At 47.4% G+C, this 18,639-nt stretch carries 14 protein-coding genes; 12 read left to right on the top strand and 2 right to left on the bottom strand.

Annotation, left to right across the window (positions count from 1 at the left end; translation table 11 throughout):
* Nucleotides 1–128 precede the first annotated feature (128 nt).
* From ompR to sps_RS01140, 4 genes are all read left to right on the top strand, one after another.
* Nucleotides 129–854, top strand: a complete 726-nt coding sequence (gene ompR, locus sps_RS01155; RefSeq protein ID WP_077750806.1) for an osmolarity response regulator transcription factor OmpR — start codon at nucleotides 129–131, stop codon at nucleotides 852–854.
* A gap of 56 nt (nucleotides 855–910) precedes the next feature.
* The gene (gene envZ / locus sps_RS01150; protein WP_077750805.1) at nucleotides 911–2,221 is read left to right on the top strand and encodes a two-component system sensor histidine kinase EnvZ; all 1,311 of its coding nucleotides are present in this window, start codon (nucleotides 911–913) and stop codon (nucleotides 2,219–2,221) included.
* A gap of 153 nt (nucleotides 2,222–2,374) precedes the next feature.
* Nucleotides 2,375–4,339, top strand: a complete 1,965-nt coding sequence (locus tag sps_RS01145) for a methyl-accepting chemotaxis protein (RefSeq protein ID WP_077750804.1) — start codon at nucleotides 2,375–2,377, stop codon at nucleotides 4,337–4,339.
* 92 nt (nucleotides 4,340–4,431) lie between these two features.
* Entirely contained in the window at nucleotides 4,432–5,313 is an 882-nt protein-coding gene (locus sps_RS01140) for a hypothetical protein (RefSeq protein ID WP_237157971.1), read from the top strand.
* 81 nt (nucleotides 5,314–5,394) lie between these two features.
* On the opposite strand, the gene sps_RS01135 is transcribed toward sps_RS01140, so the two are convergent.
* Entirely contained in the window at nucleotides 5,395–5,871 is a 477-nt protein-coding gene (locus sps_RS01135; protein WP_077750803.1) for a peroxiredoxin, read from the bottom strand.
* 159 nt (nucleotides 5,872–6,030) lie between these two features.
* Between sps_RS01135 and sps_RS29185 the strand changes: the two genes are divergently transcribed.
* The 3 genes from sps_RS29185 to sps_RS01125 are packed head-to-tail and all read left to right on the top strand — an operon-like array spanning nucleotide 6,031 to nucleotide 8,961.
* On the top strand, nucleotides 6,031–6,231 hold the full coding sequence (locus sps_RS29185) for a DUF1656 domain-containing protein (protein WP_149027200.1): 201 nt from the start codon (nucleotides 6,031–6,033) through the stop codon (nucleotides 6,229–6,231).
* Nucleotide 6,232: 1 nt separating this feature from the next.
* Nucleotides 6,233–7,087, top strand: coding sequence for an efflux RND transporter periplasmic adaptor subunit (locus sps_RS01130; protein WP_077750802.1), 855 nt, complete (start codon nucleotides 6,233–6,235; stop codon nucleotides 7,085–7,087).
* A gap of 2 nt (nucleotides 7,088–7,089) precedes the next feature.
* Nucleotides 7,090–8,961 carry an FUSC family protein gene (locus sps_RS01125; protein WP_077750801.1) on the top strand — a complete coding sequence of 624 codons (1,872 nt, stop codon included), beginning with the start codon at nucleotides 7,090–7,092 and terminating at the stop codon, nucleotides 8,959–8,961.
* 42 nt (nucleotides 8,962–9,003) lie between these two features.
* Here the strand turns inward: sps_RS01125 and sps_RS01120 are convergent, their stop codons facing one another.
* Nucleotides 9,004–9,966 carry an iron-sulfur cluster-binding domain-containing protein gene (locus tag sps_RS01120; RefSeq protein WP_077750800.1) on the bottom strand — a complete coding sequence of 321 codons (963 nt, stop codon included), beginning with the start codon at nucleotides 9,964–9,966 and terminating at the stop codon, nucleotides 9,004–9,006.
* Between the two features lie 200 nt (nucleotides 9,967–10,166).
* On the opposite strand from sps_RS01120, the gene sps_RS01115 reads away from it, so the two are divergent.
* From sps_RS01115 to sps_RS01095, 5 genes are all read left to right on the top strand, one after another.
* The gene (locus sps_RS01115) at nucleotides 10,167–11,915 is read left to right on the top strand and encodes a fatty acyl-AMP ligase (protein WP_077750799.1); all 1,749 of its coding nucleotides are present in this window, start codon (nucleotides 10,167–10,169) and stop codon (nucleotides 11,913–11,915) included.
* 10 nt (nucleotides 11,916–11,925) lie between these two features.
* Nucleotides 11,926–13,692, top strand: a complete 1,767-nt coding sequence (locus tag sps_RS01110) for an acyl-CoA dehydrogenase family protein (protein WP_169915644.1) — start codon at nucleotides 11,926–11,928, stop codon at nucleotides 13,690–13,692.
* Nucleotides 13,685–15,340, top strand: a complete 1,656-nt coding sequence (locus sps_RS01105) for an acyl-CoA dehydrogenase family protein (RefSeq protein WP_077750797.1) — start codon at nucleotides 13,685–13,687, stop codon at nucleotides 15,338–15,340. Before sps_RS01110 ends, sps_RS01105 begins: the two co-directional genes overlap by 8 nt.
* Before the next feature lie 22 nt (nucleotides 15,341–15,362).
* Nucleotides 15,363–15,617 carry an acyl carrier protein gene (locus sps_RS01100; protein WP_077750796.1) on the top strand — a complete coding sequence of 85 codons (255 nt, stop codon included), beginning with the start codon at nucleotides 15,363–15,365 and terminating at the stop codon, nucleotides 15,615–15,617.
* A gap of 87 nt (nucleotides 15,618–15,704) precedes the next feature.
* Nucleotides 15,705–18,638, top strand: coding sequence for a type I polyketide synthase (locus tag sps_RS01095; protein ID WP_077750795.1), 2,934 nt, complete (start codon nucleotides 15,705–15,707; stop codon nucleotides 18,636–18,638).
* Nucleotide 18,639: the final 1 nt, after the last annotated feature.

Genomic DNA, 18,639 nt, shown 5'->3' with positions numbered 1-18,639 from the left:
GCCGAAGAGTCGCTGGTAAGAGGGCTTAAAAAACCGCTATATTAGCGGCTAATGCAGGTTTAATTATATTCAATATCAGCCAGTTGGCTACCGACCACCATCGGGTTCCAAGAAAAAGGATAATAAGCATGGGACAGGAAACCTCTAAAATTCTCGTCGTCGATGATGATATGAGGCTAAGAGCCTTACTCGAGCGTTATCTAATGGAGCAAGGTTATCAGGTTCGCAGCGCAGCCAATGCCGAGCAGATGGACAGGTTACTCGAGCGCGAAAATTTTCATCTATTAGTCTTGGATTTAATGCTGCCGGGCGAGGATGGCCTCTCCATTTGTCGCAGGCTTCGCCAGCAAGGTAATACAATTCCTATCGTTATGTTGACGGCTAAAGGTGACGAAGTTGACCGCATCATAGGACTAGAACTCGGTGCCGATGACTATCTGCCTAAACCATTTAATCCTCGTGAACTGCTTGCCCGTATTAAAGCGGTAATGCGCAGACAGAGCCCGGATGTACCTGGTGCCCCTACTCAGCAGGAAGAAGAGATCACCTTCGGTGAGTTTGCACTCAACCTTGCCACACGGGAAATGTACCACGGTGAAGAGGCAATCTCCCTAACCAGTGGTGAGTTTGCGGTACTTAAGGTTCTCGTGAGTCATCCTCGCGAGCCATTGTCTCGCGATAAATTGATGAATTTGGCCCGGGGTCGTGATTACTCGGCTCTAGAACGGTCTATCGATGTACAGGTATCCCGGTTAAGACGCCTAATTGAAAAAGATCCTGCCAATCCCAGATATATCCAGACAGTTTGGGGACTCGGTTATGTCTTCGTGCCCGATGGCACCTCACGTCGCTAAGATATTTAATGTCACCAATCGTACTTTTATACTTATCTAAGGGGTAAACCAGTTACATGAAGTGGCTGAAAAAACTTTTACCCCGTAGTGCATTTAGTCAAACAGTTGTGCTGATTGGCAGCCTCTTGCTGATCAACCAACTGGTATCCTATCTTTCAGTCGCGGCTTATTTCATTCAACCCACCTATCAGCAGATCAATCAGTTGATAGCGCGTCAAGTGAAACTACTTTTTGTCGATGGTGTTGATGTAGGTCGTGAGCATTTAACTATGGTCGATGCACTCAATGCCAAGGTTCGCGACGATGGTATGCATGTCTATAATCAGAAACAAGCTCGTGAAGCTGGCATAGAACAAGCGACCTATTATGCTCTTCTCTCATCGCAGATGTCCGAACACTTAGGCGGTAAGGCAGAGGTAAGAATCGCTCAAGGCGAGTTTTTTGAGATCTGGATCCGCCCTCCTCAGGCTCCTTCCATCTGGATCAAGATCCCCCTCACCGGATTCAACGAATATGATCTGTCGCCCCTTACCCTCTATCTGATGGTGATCGGTGCCTTGAGTGTTGCCGGTGGTTGGTGGTTCGCCAGACAGCAAAATCGGCCACTCAGGCGGCTGCAGAAAGCGGCGATATCTGTCTCCATGGGAGATTATCCCAAGCCCCTGCCTCTTAGTGGCTCAACCGAGATTGTCGAAGTAACTAACGCATTCAACCAAATGTCCCACAGCATGAAACAGTTAGAGCAAGACAGAGCGCTTCTGATGGCGGGGATTTCCCACGATTTACGTACACCTCTGACCCGTATTCGTCTGGCCTCTGAGATGATGGTTGCCGAGGATGAATACCTAAAGGATGGTATCGTCCATGATATCGAAGATATGGATGCCATCATCAATCAGTTCATCGCTTATATCAGGCAAGATCAGGAGAGTGTTCGCGAGCAGGAGCAGATCAATTATCTTATTCAAGATGTCGCCCAGGCCGAGTCCAATCGAGAGGGCGAGATCCAAGTGGTACTCAACGAGTGTCCAGAGATCCCAATTCAAAGTATTGCCATTAAGCGTATTCTGAGTAACTTGGTAGAAAATGCCTTCCGTTATGGCAATGGCTGGGTCAGGCTAAGTTCTCACTTTGACGGACGGCGTGTAGGCTTTAGCGTAGAAGATGATGGCCCAGGTATTCCGGAATCTGAAATCCCTAACTTGTTTCAACCTTTCACTCAGGGGGATACAGCCAGAGGCAGTGTCGGCTCGGGCTTGGGGCTGGCCATCATCAAGCGTATCGTCGATCGCCATCAAGGCGAAGTCGTACTGACTAACAGGGTCGCTGGCGGTTTACATGCTCAGGTCTGGTTACCACTCGAATAAGCTACTCACCGATGATTTATACCGATCGATATTGCATTTTCGGTTCTGGTTAGTACAAGTATAACCTGCTGAATAAATGTCACATAACAGACATGGAACTGTAACACCAATACCTTACTCTGGCGGCAAATATCCTTGTTTGGCTTGATACCGATGAAAATATCAACCCTGTCGCTTTCAGCCTCTGCCACCCTACTGCTTTTAGCCGCTCTGCTCGCCACCGTGGTGGTCTGGAGTAATGCTCAACGCCAAACGATTGAAACACAATCAAATGAACTGCAGCAGTTACAACAGAAGTTTTTGGTTGAAGTTAGACGAGCCCTCGACGGTTATCTTAATACTGGAAATACCAACCAGTTAGAAATTGCTAAAGGCCAATTGGAGCAGATCGAGTCATCGCTAGCACAAAACAGCGATCCAGATGCAGACTCTCTTAGGCAGCTACTCAATCAGTTCATTCAAAGCTTAGATACCGACTATCGAGCAGCAGGTAAGCTTGCCGGTAACCCGAGACAACTTCTTGCCCATGCTGAAGCTGAGATGCTGGACAATAATCTGCGCCTAGCCGACTACGCCGATATTGGCCAGAGTGAGAATGGCTCCCTGTCCAATGAATATTTGCAACTAAGCCGCCAGCTGCCTCCCTTAGTTTATCGACTTTCACAATTGACCCAAGGCTATCTCATCGGCAAGGATCTACGACTACAGGCCATTCTACAAAGCACAATCGATGAACTTAAAATTTGGCATGACAAGCTCGATACTCTGCCTTTAATCGGCATATTTGAAAGCCAAGAAGTCGATGAATTCGCCTTAGGTGATGTCGATGAGGAAGTATTAGAAATTGGTGAAAACTATCGCTCTGAGCTGTTAAGCCTCAGTAATAGATACAATAGAGAAGTTAGCAACACCTATAATCTTCTGAAAGATAACCAGATAATCCAACAACAACTAAAAGACTCTATCGCCGATGTTGAACTGGCAATGCTCCAGCTAAGTGCGACACAATCGACTCAAAACCAGAAGCTTAAGCAAGAGTTACAAGTCGCTCTCTATGCCGTCGTCTCTATATTGGCCTTGTTTGCTGTTATTTACCTTATGTTGCAACAAAGCCGGGTCGTATCGCCGTTGAAACGCCTTAACCACGCTTTTCAGACACTGAGTGAGTCCAATAGCCGTGAGCGTCTCGAAATAAACAGACCTTGCGAAACAGGGCAGATAGCAGGACACTTTAACCTCTTGCTACAGAGGTTCGAGGATGAAGATGAATCTCAGCGGCAGCAAATGACACTCGTCTCACGCTCACTATCAAAGCTGGTTGAACGTATATCTCAAATAACCCATAGCACGGATGAGACTCAGAACGTTGTGAGTCAGGCCCAGTCGCAAACTGATGAAATAAGAAACCTGGCCCATGAAGTGAGTACAACTTCGGCTCTGGTAGAAAAGAGCGCAGAACAAACCATGTTACAGATGCAAACGAGCCAAACGGAAGCGGAAGCTATGCTGTTGGCCACCGAAGAGACACAGCAAGCCGTGCTTCAATCCCATCAGTCATTGTCTAGCCTGACGACTTCAGTTGAAGATGTGTCGAAGATCATCGACGTGATCGGAAATATTGCCGAACAAACTAATTTGCTCGCGTTAAATGCGGCCATTGAAGCGGCCCGAGCCGGCGAACAAGGTCGCGGCTTTGCCGTCGTAGCCGATGAAGTCAGAAGCCTTTCCCATAGAACTCAGGACTCATTGAAAGAGATAATGGAAATTCTAAATCAGCTCAACCAAGCTAACAGCGAACTTGGTATCAGCATGACGGGAATAGAGCAAGCCACTCAAAGGCAAAAATCACGGGCTCAGGGCCTATCAGATGTCGCTTTATCGGTACAGACCCAAGCGAGTGAGATGGCTGTGACGGCTAAGCAAGGCTCTATCAATGCCCAGCAACAGGTCAATTACCTGGATGACTTTGTTAACGCCATGGTGCTACTGAAAAATCAGGCACAATCTGCATCTAAGCAAAGCGAAGTAATTGGCACCGAGGTGCAGCAGAGTGTGCAAGATATTGAGAAAAATTTAGGCATTTCAAATCAAAAACCAAGACTAGCCCAAGCCGCCTAGTTTATTTTCCAACCTACAATGTTAACTTTAGTGTTAATATCTCGAAAAAATAAATCATTCTAATACCAACTGGTATAACATTTTTTGGGATAATGATGAAGCACACTCACTTACTAGCCGCACTTGCCATCACGGCGACCATAACCACAGCGCTATTTACAACAAAATTAGCCCAAGCTTCTGAAGAGACGACAAAAAATCCATACGCCGTCTCTATTTTAGCTGGATTAGAGTCTTATCCAGACTCTGAATCAAGCTCCATGTCTCGGGGTGGCGGAGTGTCGTTTATTTGGGATGACTTGCGCTACAACAATACCTATCAACTAGACACTAATTACTTCAGAGTCCGTGGTGCTTACTATTACGAACGTGATTCAGAAAAATATGATGAAGACAGATTCAGAAATTCCGCCGATCTTAAATTCAACTATCAGCGTCCTTTCGCCAGTTTCGGTGACGAGCAAGAATACCTATTGAGTTTTCATGGGCGCTATGAGGGCCACTACAACAGCCAGCAACTAGAAGAGTTTGAACAACTTGCTGTTGCAGGACTCACCCTTAACACTCGCTTCTCCGACGTAAATCACTATGATCTTGGTCTGACTTTAGGCCTAGCCTATAGCGAAGAAGAAAAAGATGATGATTGGCCTCGAGAAGAGATGGGTCACGGTGAAGATGTGCTTAATCGAGCAGGCTTTGGCTACTTCTTCGAATGGAGCAACGCCTACACGTTCAGCCATAGCGGCGTTCAGCTGATTGCCAAATTCAGTCGTTATGACGGCAACTGGTCCTATGATGCTGGCCAATATTATAAAGTCGACCGCCTTACATTTGGAGCGATAATACCACTAGCCGATGAAAACAACCTGCTGCATTTCACCAGCCAATACATAAGCCGTGACTATGAGCTAGATCTACTCGGCTTCGAAGACACCTTGTACCGAGTGGCTGTCGAATACGTTCACTATTTTTAAATACCCGATTAATCCTACAAACAATAAAGGAGCCAATTGGCTCCTTTATTGTTTAAATCTTTAAGCGCTAGCATATCGACATTAAATCGCAGCTAAGACCGCTTCAGCCTTGCTCACTTCGAAGGTCTTTGGTGCTTCGACATTCAACAGCGTCACCACACCGTCGTCGATAACCATGGCATAGCGCTGCGAGCGCACGCCACCAAAACCTGCCGTATCCATCTCTAAACCTAGTGCCTGAGTGAAACTCGCATCACCATCGGCTAGCATCATCAGTTCTGATGCGTTTTGAGCCTCACCCCAGGCTTTCATCACGAAGGCATCATTGACTGACACACAGGCAATGATATCGACGCCCTTAGCCTGAAACTGATCGGCTAACACCACGAAACCAGGCAGATGAGATTCTGAACACGTTGGCGTAAATGCACCGGGAACGGCAAACAACACCACTTTTTTACCTGAAAATAACTCAGCTACGTTATGGGTAACCATGCCTTCGCTAGTTAGTTCACCTAACATGATGCCTGCTGGCAACTTTTGTCCTTGCTCGATCATCTTATGTTTCCTTTTCATCAAATGGTTATGCTCAATGCTAGTGCTATTCTGATAAAAAATATACGAGAATTAGAGGATATTTAACGATTTGCTATTGTGATTCAACTTGTTGTCGGCTAGCTTAATAAGTTAGCTTATCTCTGTTGGTATAACTGACACATGAAAGATGTGATATTTTTCGATTCCTATTACTTACCGGCCTTTCTAAACGTTTTCATATTGTCTATCGGCATCTGGTTACTATCGAGAAACCTCTATTCACCTATCCTCACCAAGTTAAAAGTTTGGCACCCATCCCTATGTGATTGTTGCTTTTTTACTATTACCTTATATCTAGTCTTAACCTTCTACATGGTGTGATATGCCTCTTACAAAATTTGTTATCCCCTTGATATTAATCATTACTGCCAGCTTTATGGGCAGCAGTATATGGAATATGTACATGGATGCCCCCTGGACCAGAGATGCCAAGATTAGGGCGGAGATAATCCAAGTAGCCCCTAAGGTATCGGGACAGATCATCGCCATACACGTACAAGATAACGACTATGTCGAAAAGGGAGCCTTAATTTTCGAAATTGAGATGACCGACTATGACAATAAGATCAAGGAGGCTGAATCGACATTAATGGCTTCACAGGCGACTCTGAATCAAGCTAAAAATGACTACAGCCGCGATAAAGACTTACTGCCCAATAATTTAGTCTCTGAAAAGCAAGTGACCAATGAGCAGCTTAAGGTTGAGGCTCAACAGGCCACTTATAACAAGGCTCAAATAGATCTCGAAGTAGCCAGACTTAACTTAACCCGCACAAAAATCTTCGCCCCAGAGAGTGGCTATGTCACCAACTTAAAACAAAGGGTAGGAAACTATATCAACATAGGCCAAACCTTTGTGGCCCTCGTCGAAGCCGACTCTTACTATGTTCTCGGTTACTTTTCCGAAGCCAAGATAAAATTTATTGAAGCTGGCCAAAGTGTCGATATCTTACCTTACACCAGTGAGGAAGTGATTCAGGGCAAGGTTCAGAGTGTTGGTAGAGCCGTAGTAGACCAGAGTGCCGATCAATCGGGCTTGCTGCCTAATGTGCAATCCACCATTCCTTGGGTCAGATTAGGCCAAAGAGTACCGGTTAAAATCGCTATCGACCGCTCAGTATTAAAAGAACACAGGCTCATTGCAGGCACAACAGTCACAGTCACAGTAAAAGACTAGTCATGAATTATTGGGGGAATAAAGAAGCCGCTCAGTTCGCCTTACGTGTCTCGATAAGTGTCATTATCACCTGGTTGCTCTGTTTAAAACTCAACTCAGAAGCCACAAGTGCGGCCATGGTCTCGATCATCATAATTTTAATGGCCGGCAGCCATGGTGCCAACTTAATTAAATCCTTCTATCGCGCTGTCGGTACCATCTTAGCTAGCGCATTCGTCCTATTCGTCTCCTCGACGGCATTGATAGATGCATGGCTATTCAATGGGTTTATGATTCTTTGGATCGTGACCTGTGTAGGGCTAGCATCATACCTGCAAAATAGTGTCTCCTATGTTTTTGGTATGGCCGGCATGACAGCGGCAGTGATCGGCTTTCCCCTGGCCTATTCTCCCGAGATCATCTCAGTTTTTGACAATGTACAGGCTAGATGTTTTGGTATTCTGATCGGCATAGCGGTATCAATAATAGTGTCGGCAGTTATTCCCTATGAAGATGACATAAAACGCTTACTTCCAATAAAGAAGGCCACCCTCAAGTTTATTGCCAAGGTTTTCTCCGGCTCGACACGTCAAAAATCACAACAAGCCTTCTCTCAGTACCTGGGGTTAATAAGCAACAATAAACAACTCCCCATTAATAGCTTAGTCGGCAGCAAGGCCTCTCTGGAACTCATAAATTCACAGAGAGATGCGCTGTTCCACTGCGTCTCACTCGCCGTCGCAGCCATCAAAATAAGACATATGCTAAGAGCTTCCGGCAATACCGAACTCGAGCATTCCATCGTCGAGATCATCGAAGAGATTCATGGAGGTGAGCTCGATACTCAGTTACTGTTCGACAGGATAAAAATTGTTACAGAGGATATTCAATCAGACATTATTAATAAGCATCTCGCAGTACTGATCGAAAATTTAGTCTGGCTTAATTCAAACAGGATCGCAGTTGAGTCCCAGCGGTTCAAAAGGCAGGTAAGCCGTTTTTTCACTCATAGGGATCTGCAAGATGTGCTTCGTAGCATGCTCAGAACCACGCTGCTTTTATCTGGTCTCTCTTTTATCTGGATTGAAGGACAATGGGAGCACGGCATGAATGCCATGCTGATGGCGGGGATGTTGTGCTCAATGAATGCAACAGTGCCGAACGCCAAAATAGGCAATAAGAAAGTCTTGCTGGCTCAGCTAATCATGGTTGGTTTCGGGTATGTGATCACATTCGCTGTCGCTCCTTTGAGCGAACCCAACATCTTGTTTCCCGTTATGTTTATCTACCTACTCATCACCTCATATCAATTTGCCGTATGCACCAGCGCTAACAAATCAGTCTGGAGGTACATGCTTATTTTTTGGTCCAGTTACATACCGTTAAGCAACGTGCCTACACTCGATTTCGGTGGTTTTCTTAACACTGCTATGGCCAATGTTGTTGCAGTAATAATGGTCATGGCGGTTTATATGATCATCCCCAGTCGAAAAGACACAGAGATAGTGATCCACTCAATAAAACGAATTCTCAAAAAACTCAAACCTAATCCTGGACACTCAAACCTGTCATCAGACTTGGTTTTGTCCGCCTACCCGGTACTAGTACGGCAAGACCACACTAAGGTATACATAGATCGACTTATTTCCATCGGTGAATGTTTTAAGTTAAGTGAACAGGATCTATTAACCGATAAGGATCGCGTCCTCATTCGCCAGTTACTCGCCAGTATCTTAGAAAACAGACATGATGAAGATAAGATAAAACAACTACAATTAATCGCAGAAACCAATATGCAACGACATAGTCAGGCTAGCGACCACCAGGCCTACAGCGCCTGGTGGCAACTCGGTATTGCCTTAAAACGATTATGTGTGAAACCAAGCCTTAGTTAACGCAATAACAAGCTCAAAATAACCAGAGCGAAGCAATATACTTTAGCAGTCGATGCTGACTTCACCAACTATGCTTGTGCAGCAAGCCAATAGGAATTCTTGCTTTTCTTCTTCCGTGAGTGCGTCATCTCTGTCTAACCAGGCAATCGCATCGGGGTTATTGTGCCTCAGTTTACACTCATGGCAGTCGCCGGCGCGGCAACTTGAATTGATATCTATCCCATTGGCTTCAGCCAGATCTAAGATGGTTTCCGCCTCGTTCACTTCTATGCTGATATTCGATTTAGAGAATGTGACTTTGGCATTACCCATTGTCACGTTTTCAAGACTGGCCACAGGAATGTTGAAGCGCTCCATTCTCAGGCATTCGAGATCCAGCTGACTCACAGTGTCAATCAAGGACTCCGGGCCGCAAACATAGTGACTATCAGCCTGCCATTCACTAATGACATCCAAAATTTGAGTAGAGTCAGGGCGACCAAGTGAGTGGGTTTCCCAAGTAGTGATATTCAGTTTCGGATAGCAACTAGACAGGGATTCCAATTCGGTCAGTAAGGGGGCTGACGCCCGGTCGCGAAAGATATATAGCAGATTACAGCGAGAGCCTGGTCTATCCTTACAAGCCTCCCTTAGCATGGCTGCAATCGGACTGATGCCGCTACCCGCAGCAATAAAAGTGTGACTGATGGCATCATCATCTAAGGTAAAACTTCCCATGGGTTTAGAGGTTTCAAATTGCATTCCCTCGCGGCAGTTATCCACCAACCAATTAGAAACGAGCCCCTTATCAACCCGTTTCACCGTGATGCGAAGCGCACTGGAAGCCGCCAGTAAGACAAAGCCACTCAGAGAATAACTTCGCGTCTGGACACGACCTTGGATAGAAACCGACAGAGTTATATATTGCCCCCCTTTAGCCACTACAGGTGTTGAACAAGCAAACCATGCGCTTAGGCTATCGTCTGATTCGCGTATCGTCTCGGTGCAAGTTAGGTGCATTGACATGGTACAGATCCTGATTCCCAAATGAACCTAGATAATTATCAGTACCCACAGAAGATACAACCTGTCACATATGATAGCAGGACAATATTACATATTGATTTAATTGAACTTTATCCTATACCTGTCAGAAATAACAACTAGCCGATTTTCTTGTGTTAGGTGAATACTAAACCACATTCTCCACACTCGAAGGTAACGCAATGAACAAGGAACTGGAACACACCCTAGTCGATCTCATCAAGCAGCATGCCTGTGAGCTGCCAGACAAGCTCGCCTACATCATGCTAAATGACCGAGGCGATGAGATTGACCGCATCACCTTTGCCGAGTTGGATATCATAGCAAAAGCTCAGGCAACCAAGATCAGTGAGTCATGCGCTAAAGGCGAACGTGTCCTGATGCTCTATCCTTCGGGACTCGAGTTTGTACAGGCTTTCATATCTTGCCAATATGCCGGTGTCGTCGCAGTGCCCGCTTCCCTTCCCTCCCGCAGAGGCGAACACCACACTCGCATCACACATATTATCCAAGATGCAGAGATCTCAACGATTCTCACAGACAGTGCCTCTTGGCCTGCACTCAAAGATTGGCTCGATGAGGCCGGAATGTCAGGGCTGAGAGTCATCATTAGTGACACAGTCGATCCTGCGATGGAGAACCGCTATAAGCCAGTTACAGTGACCCGAGACGATCTGTCTTTCTTGCAATACACCTCAGGTTCCACAGGTTCTCCCAAGGGGGTCATGATCTCCCATGGTAACTTGATCCATAACAGTGAACTTATCCGTGACCGCATGCACCATAGTCAAGATATGGTGTCCTGCAGCTGGTTGCCGTTTTACCATGACATGGGTCTTATCGGAAATATTTTACAATCGGTACACAACGGCTCGACTCTGGTACTACTATCCCCAACATCTTTCCTCAAGCGCCCTGCGACTTGGCTCAAAGCCATCAGCCATTATCGCGCCTACACCTCTGGCGCTCCCAATTTTGGTTATGAATATTGCCTCAGTCGCATCAAGGATGAAGATCTCCAAGGTATAGACTTATCTCATTGGCAAAATTGCTTCAACGGAGCCGAGCCCGTTCGTCAGGACACCATCGAACTCTTCTTTCATCGCTTTAAAAAGTTTGGCTTTCGCTACAGCGCTATGTACCCCTGCTACGGCATGGCAGAAACCACTCTGTTTGTCTCGGGTGGTCAATCCGGAGAGGCACATCAGACTATATGTGTGGCACCTGAGTCTTACCAAAATAAGATCATTGAGCAATGTCCACCCGGCACCCAAGATGCCATGACCTGTGTCAGCTGCGGCACATTTGAAGGCCTGAATGTCGCCATTGTAGAACCTGAAAGTCAGGCTCGCCTTCCCCATGGACGCATTGGTGAGATTTGGGTCCACGGTGACAGTGTGGGTCAGGGCTACTGGAATCAACCTGAAAAAAATGCCCACACTTTCCAGGCGTTAATTGCCAATAGTGACGATGAACGTCGCTGGTTACGAACCGGAGACTTGGGCTTCATTACTAACGGCGAACTATTTATCTCTGGCCGTCTGAAAGATCTGATTGTGGTTAATGGCCGCAACCTTTACCCGCAGGATATCGAGATATTTGTTTCGGGTCTGGATCCTCGTCTCGAGAAAGGCTTCGCCGCAGCCTTTGCTGTAGAGGGAAGCCTCAGTGAAGAGATAGTTATAGTGCAGGAAATTGCTACTAACGACACACCGGAAGCAGAATTCCCCGCACTCAGCCATAAGATTCGTGCAGCAATAACCTTAGAGTTTCAAGCCCCAATCCAAGCCGTCGTTTTAATCAAACGTGGCACCATTTGCCGCACGACCAGTGGCAAGATCCAAAGAAATCAGACCCGACAAAAATGGCAGGCCGAACCAAATTGGCCACTGTTCGATGACAGCATAACCTCTGCAACCTATGCGGCGTAAAGGAGTCACCATGAATACTCTCGGCTCTCTTGTGCTTGAATTTGAACAGCACTTTGGTGATGAACGTAGTCCTGACACCTTATTTAGTTGGGCTAATGCACTGATATCAGACGACATCAGTCGCTTTCCCGATGATCAGGTCGATGCCCTCAATCACTGGGGCATGGCCGCATACTATGTGCCGGCAGAATTGGGGGGCAAGCTGAGCAATTTTTCGGAATTAGCTATGTTGATCCGTTTGATTGCACGACGAGATCTCACCGTCGCAATCGGCCATGGTAAAACCTTCCTAGGCGCAGTCAGCGTATGGGTCGGGGGCGACGCGGCTCAGCGGCATCTGGTAGCCGAAGATATCCTGTCATGTGACATGGTTTCTCTAGCATTGACCGAACGCCTCCATGGCAGCGATGTATCCAGCACTGAAGTAACGGCGGTGAAAACCCCAAAAGGCTTCCGCCTTAACGGTGAAAAATACCTGATAAACAACGCCACTCGGGGACAGGCTCTCAGTGTCTTTGCCCGTACCGATCATCAGGGCCAATCTCGTGATTTTTCATTATTTTTAGTGCGTAAGAAAGATCATCCGCCACAAAGCTTTAGTCAGGTGCCGAAAGCGGTGACCCATGGTATAAAGGGCGCCGATATAAGTGGGATTCAATTTCAAAACCTCGAGGTTAATCATGATGCCCTGATTGGCAAAGAAGGTCATGGCCTGGATATCACACTTAAAGGCTTCCAACTTTCCCGCACTCTATGTGCCGCCCTCTCTTGCGGCGCTGCTGATACAGGCCTACGACTCGCAGTGGAATTTGCTCAGCAACGTCGCTCGGGTAATCAAGCTTTGATCGACATAGCCAATATTCGTCAGGTGTTAGCGACCAGTGCCACGCAGATGTACATCGCTGACATAGCGACCCAAGTGATCAGTCGAGCCATACAGTGTTTTCCTCAGCAGATGAGTTTACTCTCTGCCGTCGCCAAAGCTTCTGTTCCTGTTCTATGTGAAACCATGATGGAATCGCTCTCGGATGTGCTCGGTGTTCGCTCCTACGTCCAACTTGGTGAGCAAACCGATATCTTCGGCAAGATGTTGCGCGATATTCGTTTGATTTCTCTCTTCGATGGTAATACCGCCGTTAACCTACAGGCTATCGCCCTTCAATTACCGACACTTGCACGCCATAGAGAGAAATCAGTAAACGCTATTTCGCCTCAGATGTTAGATGCCTTGTTCTGTATCGATACAGAACTGCCGACATTCGACCGAGATTCACTCTCCCTGTTCACTATGCGTGGTGACTGGCTGGCTGCCGGGTTAAAGAGAGCCGAATCTATGACAGGTGAGTGTCCGGTTCTCACCGAAAAATTGGTCCAAATTCAAGCCAGACTTACCGAACTAGATGGCTTGGTACAGGCTTTACCCGTTGAACTAGGTCACCCATCGGCGCAACGGTTTTCCTTGGCGAAACGTTACTGCAACTTACAACTCGCCGCCATGACCTTGCTCACCTTCCTTTACAACCGTAACCGCTTATCTCGATCCTTCCGCTCATTTAGTTGGGTAGAGGAGTGCATAGATCTGCTGCTCGGCAATCAAGACGCGCTAAAGGACATGCATTGCCTAAAACTGGTACGCCAGCAACTCGATGACAACAACCTTTTTTCTCCGCTCAATTTATCAATTCGTGGCGAAGTCGACGCCAAACTTGCCCAGACTAGAGAGGATTCAAAGGCTACAAGAGCTGAAAAGCCCACCAAGGAGATAAGCTATGTCTGATTTTATCAATGTATCCTCGGCGCTGGCCCAAGCTAATCACCATCACCCAGCCTTCAAAGCCAGTGCAATTTTGAGCTTCGATCGCACGGGTGAAATCAACACGGCAGCGGAATCTGTGATACATCAGGCAGGTCTGGGTAATTTACTCGCCACCTGGTTGCTGGATAACGAGAGCGTGACCTTAGAGACACTGACCAGTGCAATGGGAGAGATGTGCCGTCAGGATCTGGCGCTGGGACTGGGCTATTGCCTTACCGCATTTATGGCGGCAACCAACCTGGCCGTTGCCGGCAACGATGAACAGAAGCGAACCCTTGCCGCTCTACTGAGTGACGACCGACGCATTGCGATTGCCTATCACGAACTGCAGGCGGGTAATGACTTAACAGCCATGACATTTAAGGCCTCTAAGGTTGAGGGCGGCTATCTCCTTTCTGGCTGTAAAGAGGTCGTCAACAACCTCGCCCGCGCCCATGGCTTGGTGCTATTTGCCGATACAGGCAATGACAATCCAGCATGTCGCCACAGCTTATTTCTACTGACTCAGACAGAATTAAACCAGAAAGGAGTGAGCATAGAGAGGCGCTTCGACACCTTAGGCGTACGTAATTGTCATATCTCGGGGATCTATTTCGATCGTGTCTTCATCGCCGACTCTTGCCTGATTGGTGAACAGGGACGCGCTGGCGAATATGCCTTGAAAGCATTCCAGATCACCCGCACCTTACTACCGGCTATCAGCCAATTCTCGGCCCGAAATGGTCTGGAAATACTCACACGTTTCGCACAAAACCGCGTCCTGTATGGTGACAATTTATTTGCCATACCGGTTTACCGTAAAGAACTTGCCGAAGCCACCGCAGATGTTTGGCTTGCTGGTGAAATGGCAAGCTTACTGCGACACGCTTTACAGGCATTTCCGCAATTCGCTAACGGTTATAGCTCAGCCAGTAAATATTTCTTACCCCCATTGATGAAGCAGGCAATCAAGTCTATGGGCAGCCTAATAGGCGCTCGTTACTACCTTATGAACGATGATTTCGGCATGTTCGAGAAGCTGGTCAGAGACTTTCCAGTGGTGAGTTTCGGCCACGCCGGAAGCTTAGTCTGCCAGACTAGCTTAGTGCATATGCTGCCAAGATTACTGGCAGAGAAATCACAATCCGATGCCAGTTCAATATTAACGGCCTTAAATACCAGCAACACGTCCTGGCTGTCTGCCCTGCGCCTGTCCTGCAGTAAATCAGATCCACTACTTTCTCTCTTGCCCACATTAACGGCACGCTGCCGGGCCTTATTTGCCCAACAAGCCGAATGGGTATCCCTGCTGACAGACTTAGAAGCGTTGAAAACCCAGTGCTTCGACTCGCTTCAGCAGGACATTTATGGCGCGGCAACACGTTATTGCAAGCTGATTGCAGCCATTTCAGTGCTACGAAATATCACCGCAACCGATAGTCAGGATATTCATCATGCCTTGGGCTTTATCACGCTTTGGCGCCTGACACGGCCCATGTGTGACCCGTCAGCCAATACCTACTATCTGAGCGCTGCAGACACCATTAGCCATTACCTACAAGACACAGATGGCGATCCCTTGGCCTCACTCATGTTTCAACCTAAAGCTAACCATTCAGACAATAACTAACTGAATCAACCAGGAGTACACCATGAATACACAAACCGAATTAATGACTTTTATCCAAGAGAAGGTTGCCGAGTATCTCAGTAAACCTGTGGAAGACATCAAACTGACCACCGCATTATCTGAATACGGTATTAACTCAGTCTCGGCAATGAGCCTATGTGCAGATATTGAGGACCTGATCGGTATCGATGTGGAGCCGACGCTGACATGGAACTATCCCACCATTGAAAAAATGTCGGCCTTCCTGATCGAAGAGCAAAACGCGCAACTTGCCTGACCTATCACCTACCCTGCGCAATGACTGGTAGTCGATGGGCAAGAAGACGATGAATTTGAAATATTTAACCATAAAGGAAAAGAGAACATGATGAAATCTCTCGTTATTTCCGGTGTCGCTTGCCGATTTCCAGGTGCAGATGACAAGCAAGGATATTGGGCGCAAATATGTGCCGCAAAAAATGCCGTATGTCCTCTGCCTGCTGGACGTTGGCTGGCAGATGAGTGGTTTGATAATGCCCAAGACACGGCCTATTTTCAGACCGTCCCAGGCGGTTATGTCTCGCAGCTTGAAGCCTTCGACTATCAGCACTTTGGAATCAATCGACGTGAAGCATCCTTAATGGATCCACAGCAACGTTGGCTACTGCAAATTGTCTGGCAAGCCTTGGAAGACGCTGGCTATAACCCCAAGACACTTCGAGGTCAAAAAGTTGGGGTGTTTGTCGGAGCCATGGCTAATGACTGGACCACACTTCAGTTTCAAGATACCAATGCCTTGTTGCCGGGTCATGTGACGGGCACAGGCCACGCTTTACTGTCAAACCGTATCTCATACTTATATGACTTTAAAGGCCCGAGTATGACCATAGCGACCGCATGCTCCTCCTCGGCAGTGGCTCTGGTGCACGCGAGGAATGCGATAAGTTCTGATGAGTGTGATCTGGCCATTGTCGCCGGGGTCAATGCGATCCTTACCCCAGTATTGCAGCGCTTCTATCAAAAAGCCGGACTCTTATCCCCCAGTGGACGCTGTAATGCATTTTCAGATCACGCCGATGGCATCATTCGCGCCGAAGGGATAGGGGCTGTGGTGCTTGAGCCCGAACACTTAGCCAGAAACCAATATTGTCACTTCATCGCCGGACACATCAATCATGATGGTCAGAGTAATGGATTAACCGCTCCTAACGGACCATCCCAAGAAAGTCTGCTACGAGAATGCTATTCCAAAGCAGCACTGGAACCTGCAGACATAGATTTTATTGAATGTCATGGCACGGGTACCTCCTTAGGCGATCGTATTGAAATTAATGCGCTTAATCGCGTGTTTCGTGGAGAGCGTAAAGTCCCCTGCGGCATAGATTCGGTAAAGTCCCTAATTGGGCATTGTGAAGCAGCCGCCGCAATGGCCTCCATTATCAAGGTTGCCTTGATGCTCAAACACAGAAAGATCCCAGCTAACCCATTTTCCGATACAGCCAATCCACTCGTGGCCAAGGGAAATCTGGCACTTTCCAGTGATGGGGAAACTTGGGGAGCCGAGCATAAGAAACACTTCGCCATCAGCTCCTTCGGCTTAGGCGGGACCAATGCCCATCTGGTATTTACTTCACCAAAATCCGCCGTTGTAAACACAGCTCCCGAACCCGCCTTTATTCCTATCGCAGCCAAAGATGAAGCTGGTTTTCAAAGGCAAAAAAATGCCGCAATTCGAAGCCTTTCTCAAGGCGCCGACATAAAGCAATTGGCAAGTGGGCATCAACAGCTAAGAAGCCAAGGCCAGGTACGAGACCTATGCTTTGGCCGTAACAGTAAAGAAGTTGAAGAATCTGCTCGTCTATTGGGAAAACCCACTTACCGTGCACCATTTGATGCCAATGAGGCTCCTCTGGTATTTATGTTTACGGGCCAAGGTTGTCAGTACCCAGGAATGATGAAAGGGCTATATAAGACGTTTCCTCGACTCCGTCGCTACTTCGATCAATGCGATGCCGTTTATCGACAGCTAACAGGCAGCTCTTTGATGCCAATTATTGATAATGATAGTCAAGCATCATGCTTGCTGACCAAGGCTCGCTTTGCTCAACCAGTCCTCTTTGCCGTCGAATGGTCACTGGCACAATGGTGGATGGAAATTGGTTTTAAGCCAGATGCTGTAATAGGCCATAGTATTGGCGAGTTTGCAGCGGCAAGCATTGCGGGTGTGATGACCATGGAGCAAGCTATATCTCTGGTCATTGCCCGAGGTGACGCCATCGATGATGTGAATGGTAATGGTGCAATGGCTGCGGTATTAGCTTCACGAGAAACCTTGGCAGAACTACAGCAAGATGTTCCAGGCCTGTCCCTTGCGGTCTGGAACAGCGATGCACAATTTGTCGTTGCCGGTGACAGCGCAGCCATAGAAGCAGCAAGAATGTGGGGCGTAAAAAAGCAGGTTCGTATCAAGCCTCTCACTGTGACCCATGCTTTCCACAGCCCTCAAATGGCAGCGGCAAAGTCAGATATAGAAGCTGCGGCCAGCAAGATCGAGTATCACGCTCCACAGCTAAATTGGTACTCGACAGTCACAGGTAATAAGCAAGTTCAACAAGCCATAGAGGCAAATTACTGGTCTCGGCACTTAGTCAATACAGTGAAGTTCAAACCTGCTTTCGATACTTTACTCGGTGATATCCCCAGCGGACAGGGAGTCATAGGCATAGAGATGGGGTCGGCTCCCGTGCTATCTATGCTCGCGATCAAAAATGGCCCTAATACTGGTGAATTCTACTCTTCCTCTATCGAAGACCCCCAGGATATTAATACCTTTTGCGAAACCCTAAGGGCCCTGTTCCGCCGAGGTATGCCAATCAACTGGTCAGCCCTGAACACCAGTGAATCGGATTCTGATCTAGTGCCTTTTGCCTTCGATTTAACTGACTTTTCTCGCCAATCTCTGGCTCGCTTCCGCAAAACGTCAATGAGTACCCACCAGCCAGCGACTCACTCCAAACAAGCCATAACTAGCTCGAAAAAAATCATAGAGCCGCTGAAAGAAAAACCCGCCATACAGATCAGCGGTCTTGTGATCGATGTCCTCGCCTCCGTGACGGGTCATCCAGCCGAGCTCATCCTCCCAGACAAACGTTTAAGCGCCGATCTGGGCCTAGATTCAGTCAATTTAATTGAGCTGGTCGATAAGCTACGTGAGCGGGTAGGAGAAGACGCCATGCCGGAACTATCTGAACTGTTCGATGTGCAAACCGTCGGCGACTTAATGGCCATTCTGGACCGAACAACCTTGCCCCTAAAATAGG

The organism is Shewanella psychrophila (assembly GCF_002005305.1).
GTDB lineage: Bacteria > Pseudomonadota > Gammaproteobacteria > Enterobacterales > Shewanellaceae > Shewanella > Shewanella psychrophila.
This window is presented reverse-complemented; position numbering and strand designations above follow the sequence as displayed.

What these genes read in the sequence shown, in the direction of transcription:
- ompR (WP_077750806.1), top strand. Translation starts at nt 129, where the DNA reads ATGGGACAGGAAACCTCTAAAATTCTCGTCGTCGATGATGATATGAGG.
- envZ (WP_077750805.1), top strand. Translation starts at nt 911, where the DNA reads ATGAAGTGGCTGAAAAAACTTTTACCCCGTAGTGCATTTAGTCAAACA.
- sps_RS01145 (WP_077750804.1), top strand. Translation starts at nt 2,375, where the DNA reads ATGAAAATATCAACCCTGTCGCTTTCAGCCTCTGCCACCCTACTGCTT.
- sps_RS01140 (WP_237157971.1), top strand. Translation starts at nt 4,432, where the DNA reads ATGATGAAGCACACTCACTTACTAGCCGCACTTGCCATCACGGCGACC.
- sps_RS01135 (WP_077750803.1), bottom strand. Translation starts at nt 5,871, where the DNA reads ATGATCGAGCAAGGACAAAAGTTGCCAGCAGGCATCATGTTAGGTGAA.
- sps_RS29185 (WP_149027200.1), top strand. Translation starts at nt 6,031, where the DNA reads ATGAAAGATGTGATATTTTTCGATTCCTATTACTTACCGGCCTTTCTA.
- sps_RS01130 (WP_077750802.1), top strand. Translation starts at nt 6,233, where the DNA reads ATGCCTCTTACAAAATTTGTTATCCCCTTGATATTAATCATTACTGCC.
- sps_RS01125 (WP_077750801.1), top strand. Translation starts at nt 7,090, where the DNA reads ATGAATTATTGGGGGAATAAAGAAGCCGCTCAGTTCGCCTTACGTGTC.
- sps_RS01120 (WP_077750800.1), bottom strand. Translation starts at nt 9,966, where the DNA reads ATGTCAATGCACCTAACTTGCACCGAGACGATACGCGAATCAGACGAT.
- sps_RS01115 (WP_077750799.1), top strand. Translation starts at nt 10,167, where the DNA reads ATGAACAAGGAACTGGAACACACCCTAGTCGATCTCATCAAGCAGCAT.
- sps_RS01110 (WP_169915644.1), top strand. Translation starts at nt 11,926, where the DNA reads ATGAATACTCTCGGCTCTCTTGTGCTTGAATTTGAACAGCACTTTGGT.
- sps_RS01105 (WP_077750797.1), top strand. Translation starts at nt 13,685, where the DNA reads ATGTCTGATTTTATCAATGTATCCTCGGCGCTGGCCCAAGCTAATCAC.
- sps_RS01100 (WP_077750796.1), top strand. Translation starts at nt 15,363, where the DNA reads ATGAATACACAAACCGAATTAATGACTTTTATCCAAGAGAAGGTTGCC.
- sps_RS01095 (WP_077750795.1), top strand. Translation starts at nt 15,705, where the DNA reads ATGATGAAATCTCTCGTTATTTCCGGTGTCGCTTGCCGATTTCCAGGT.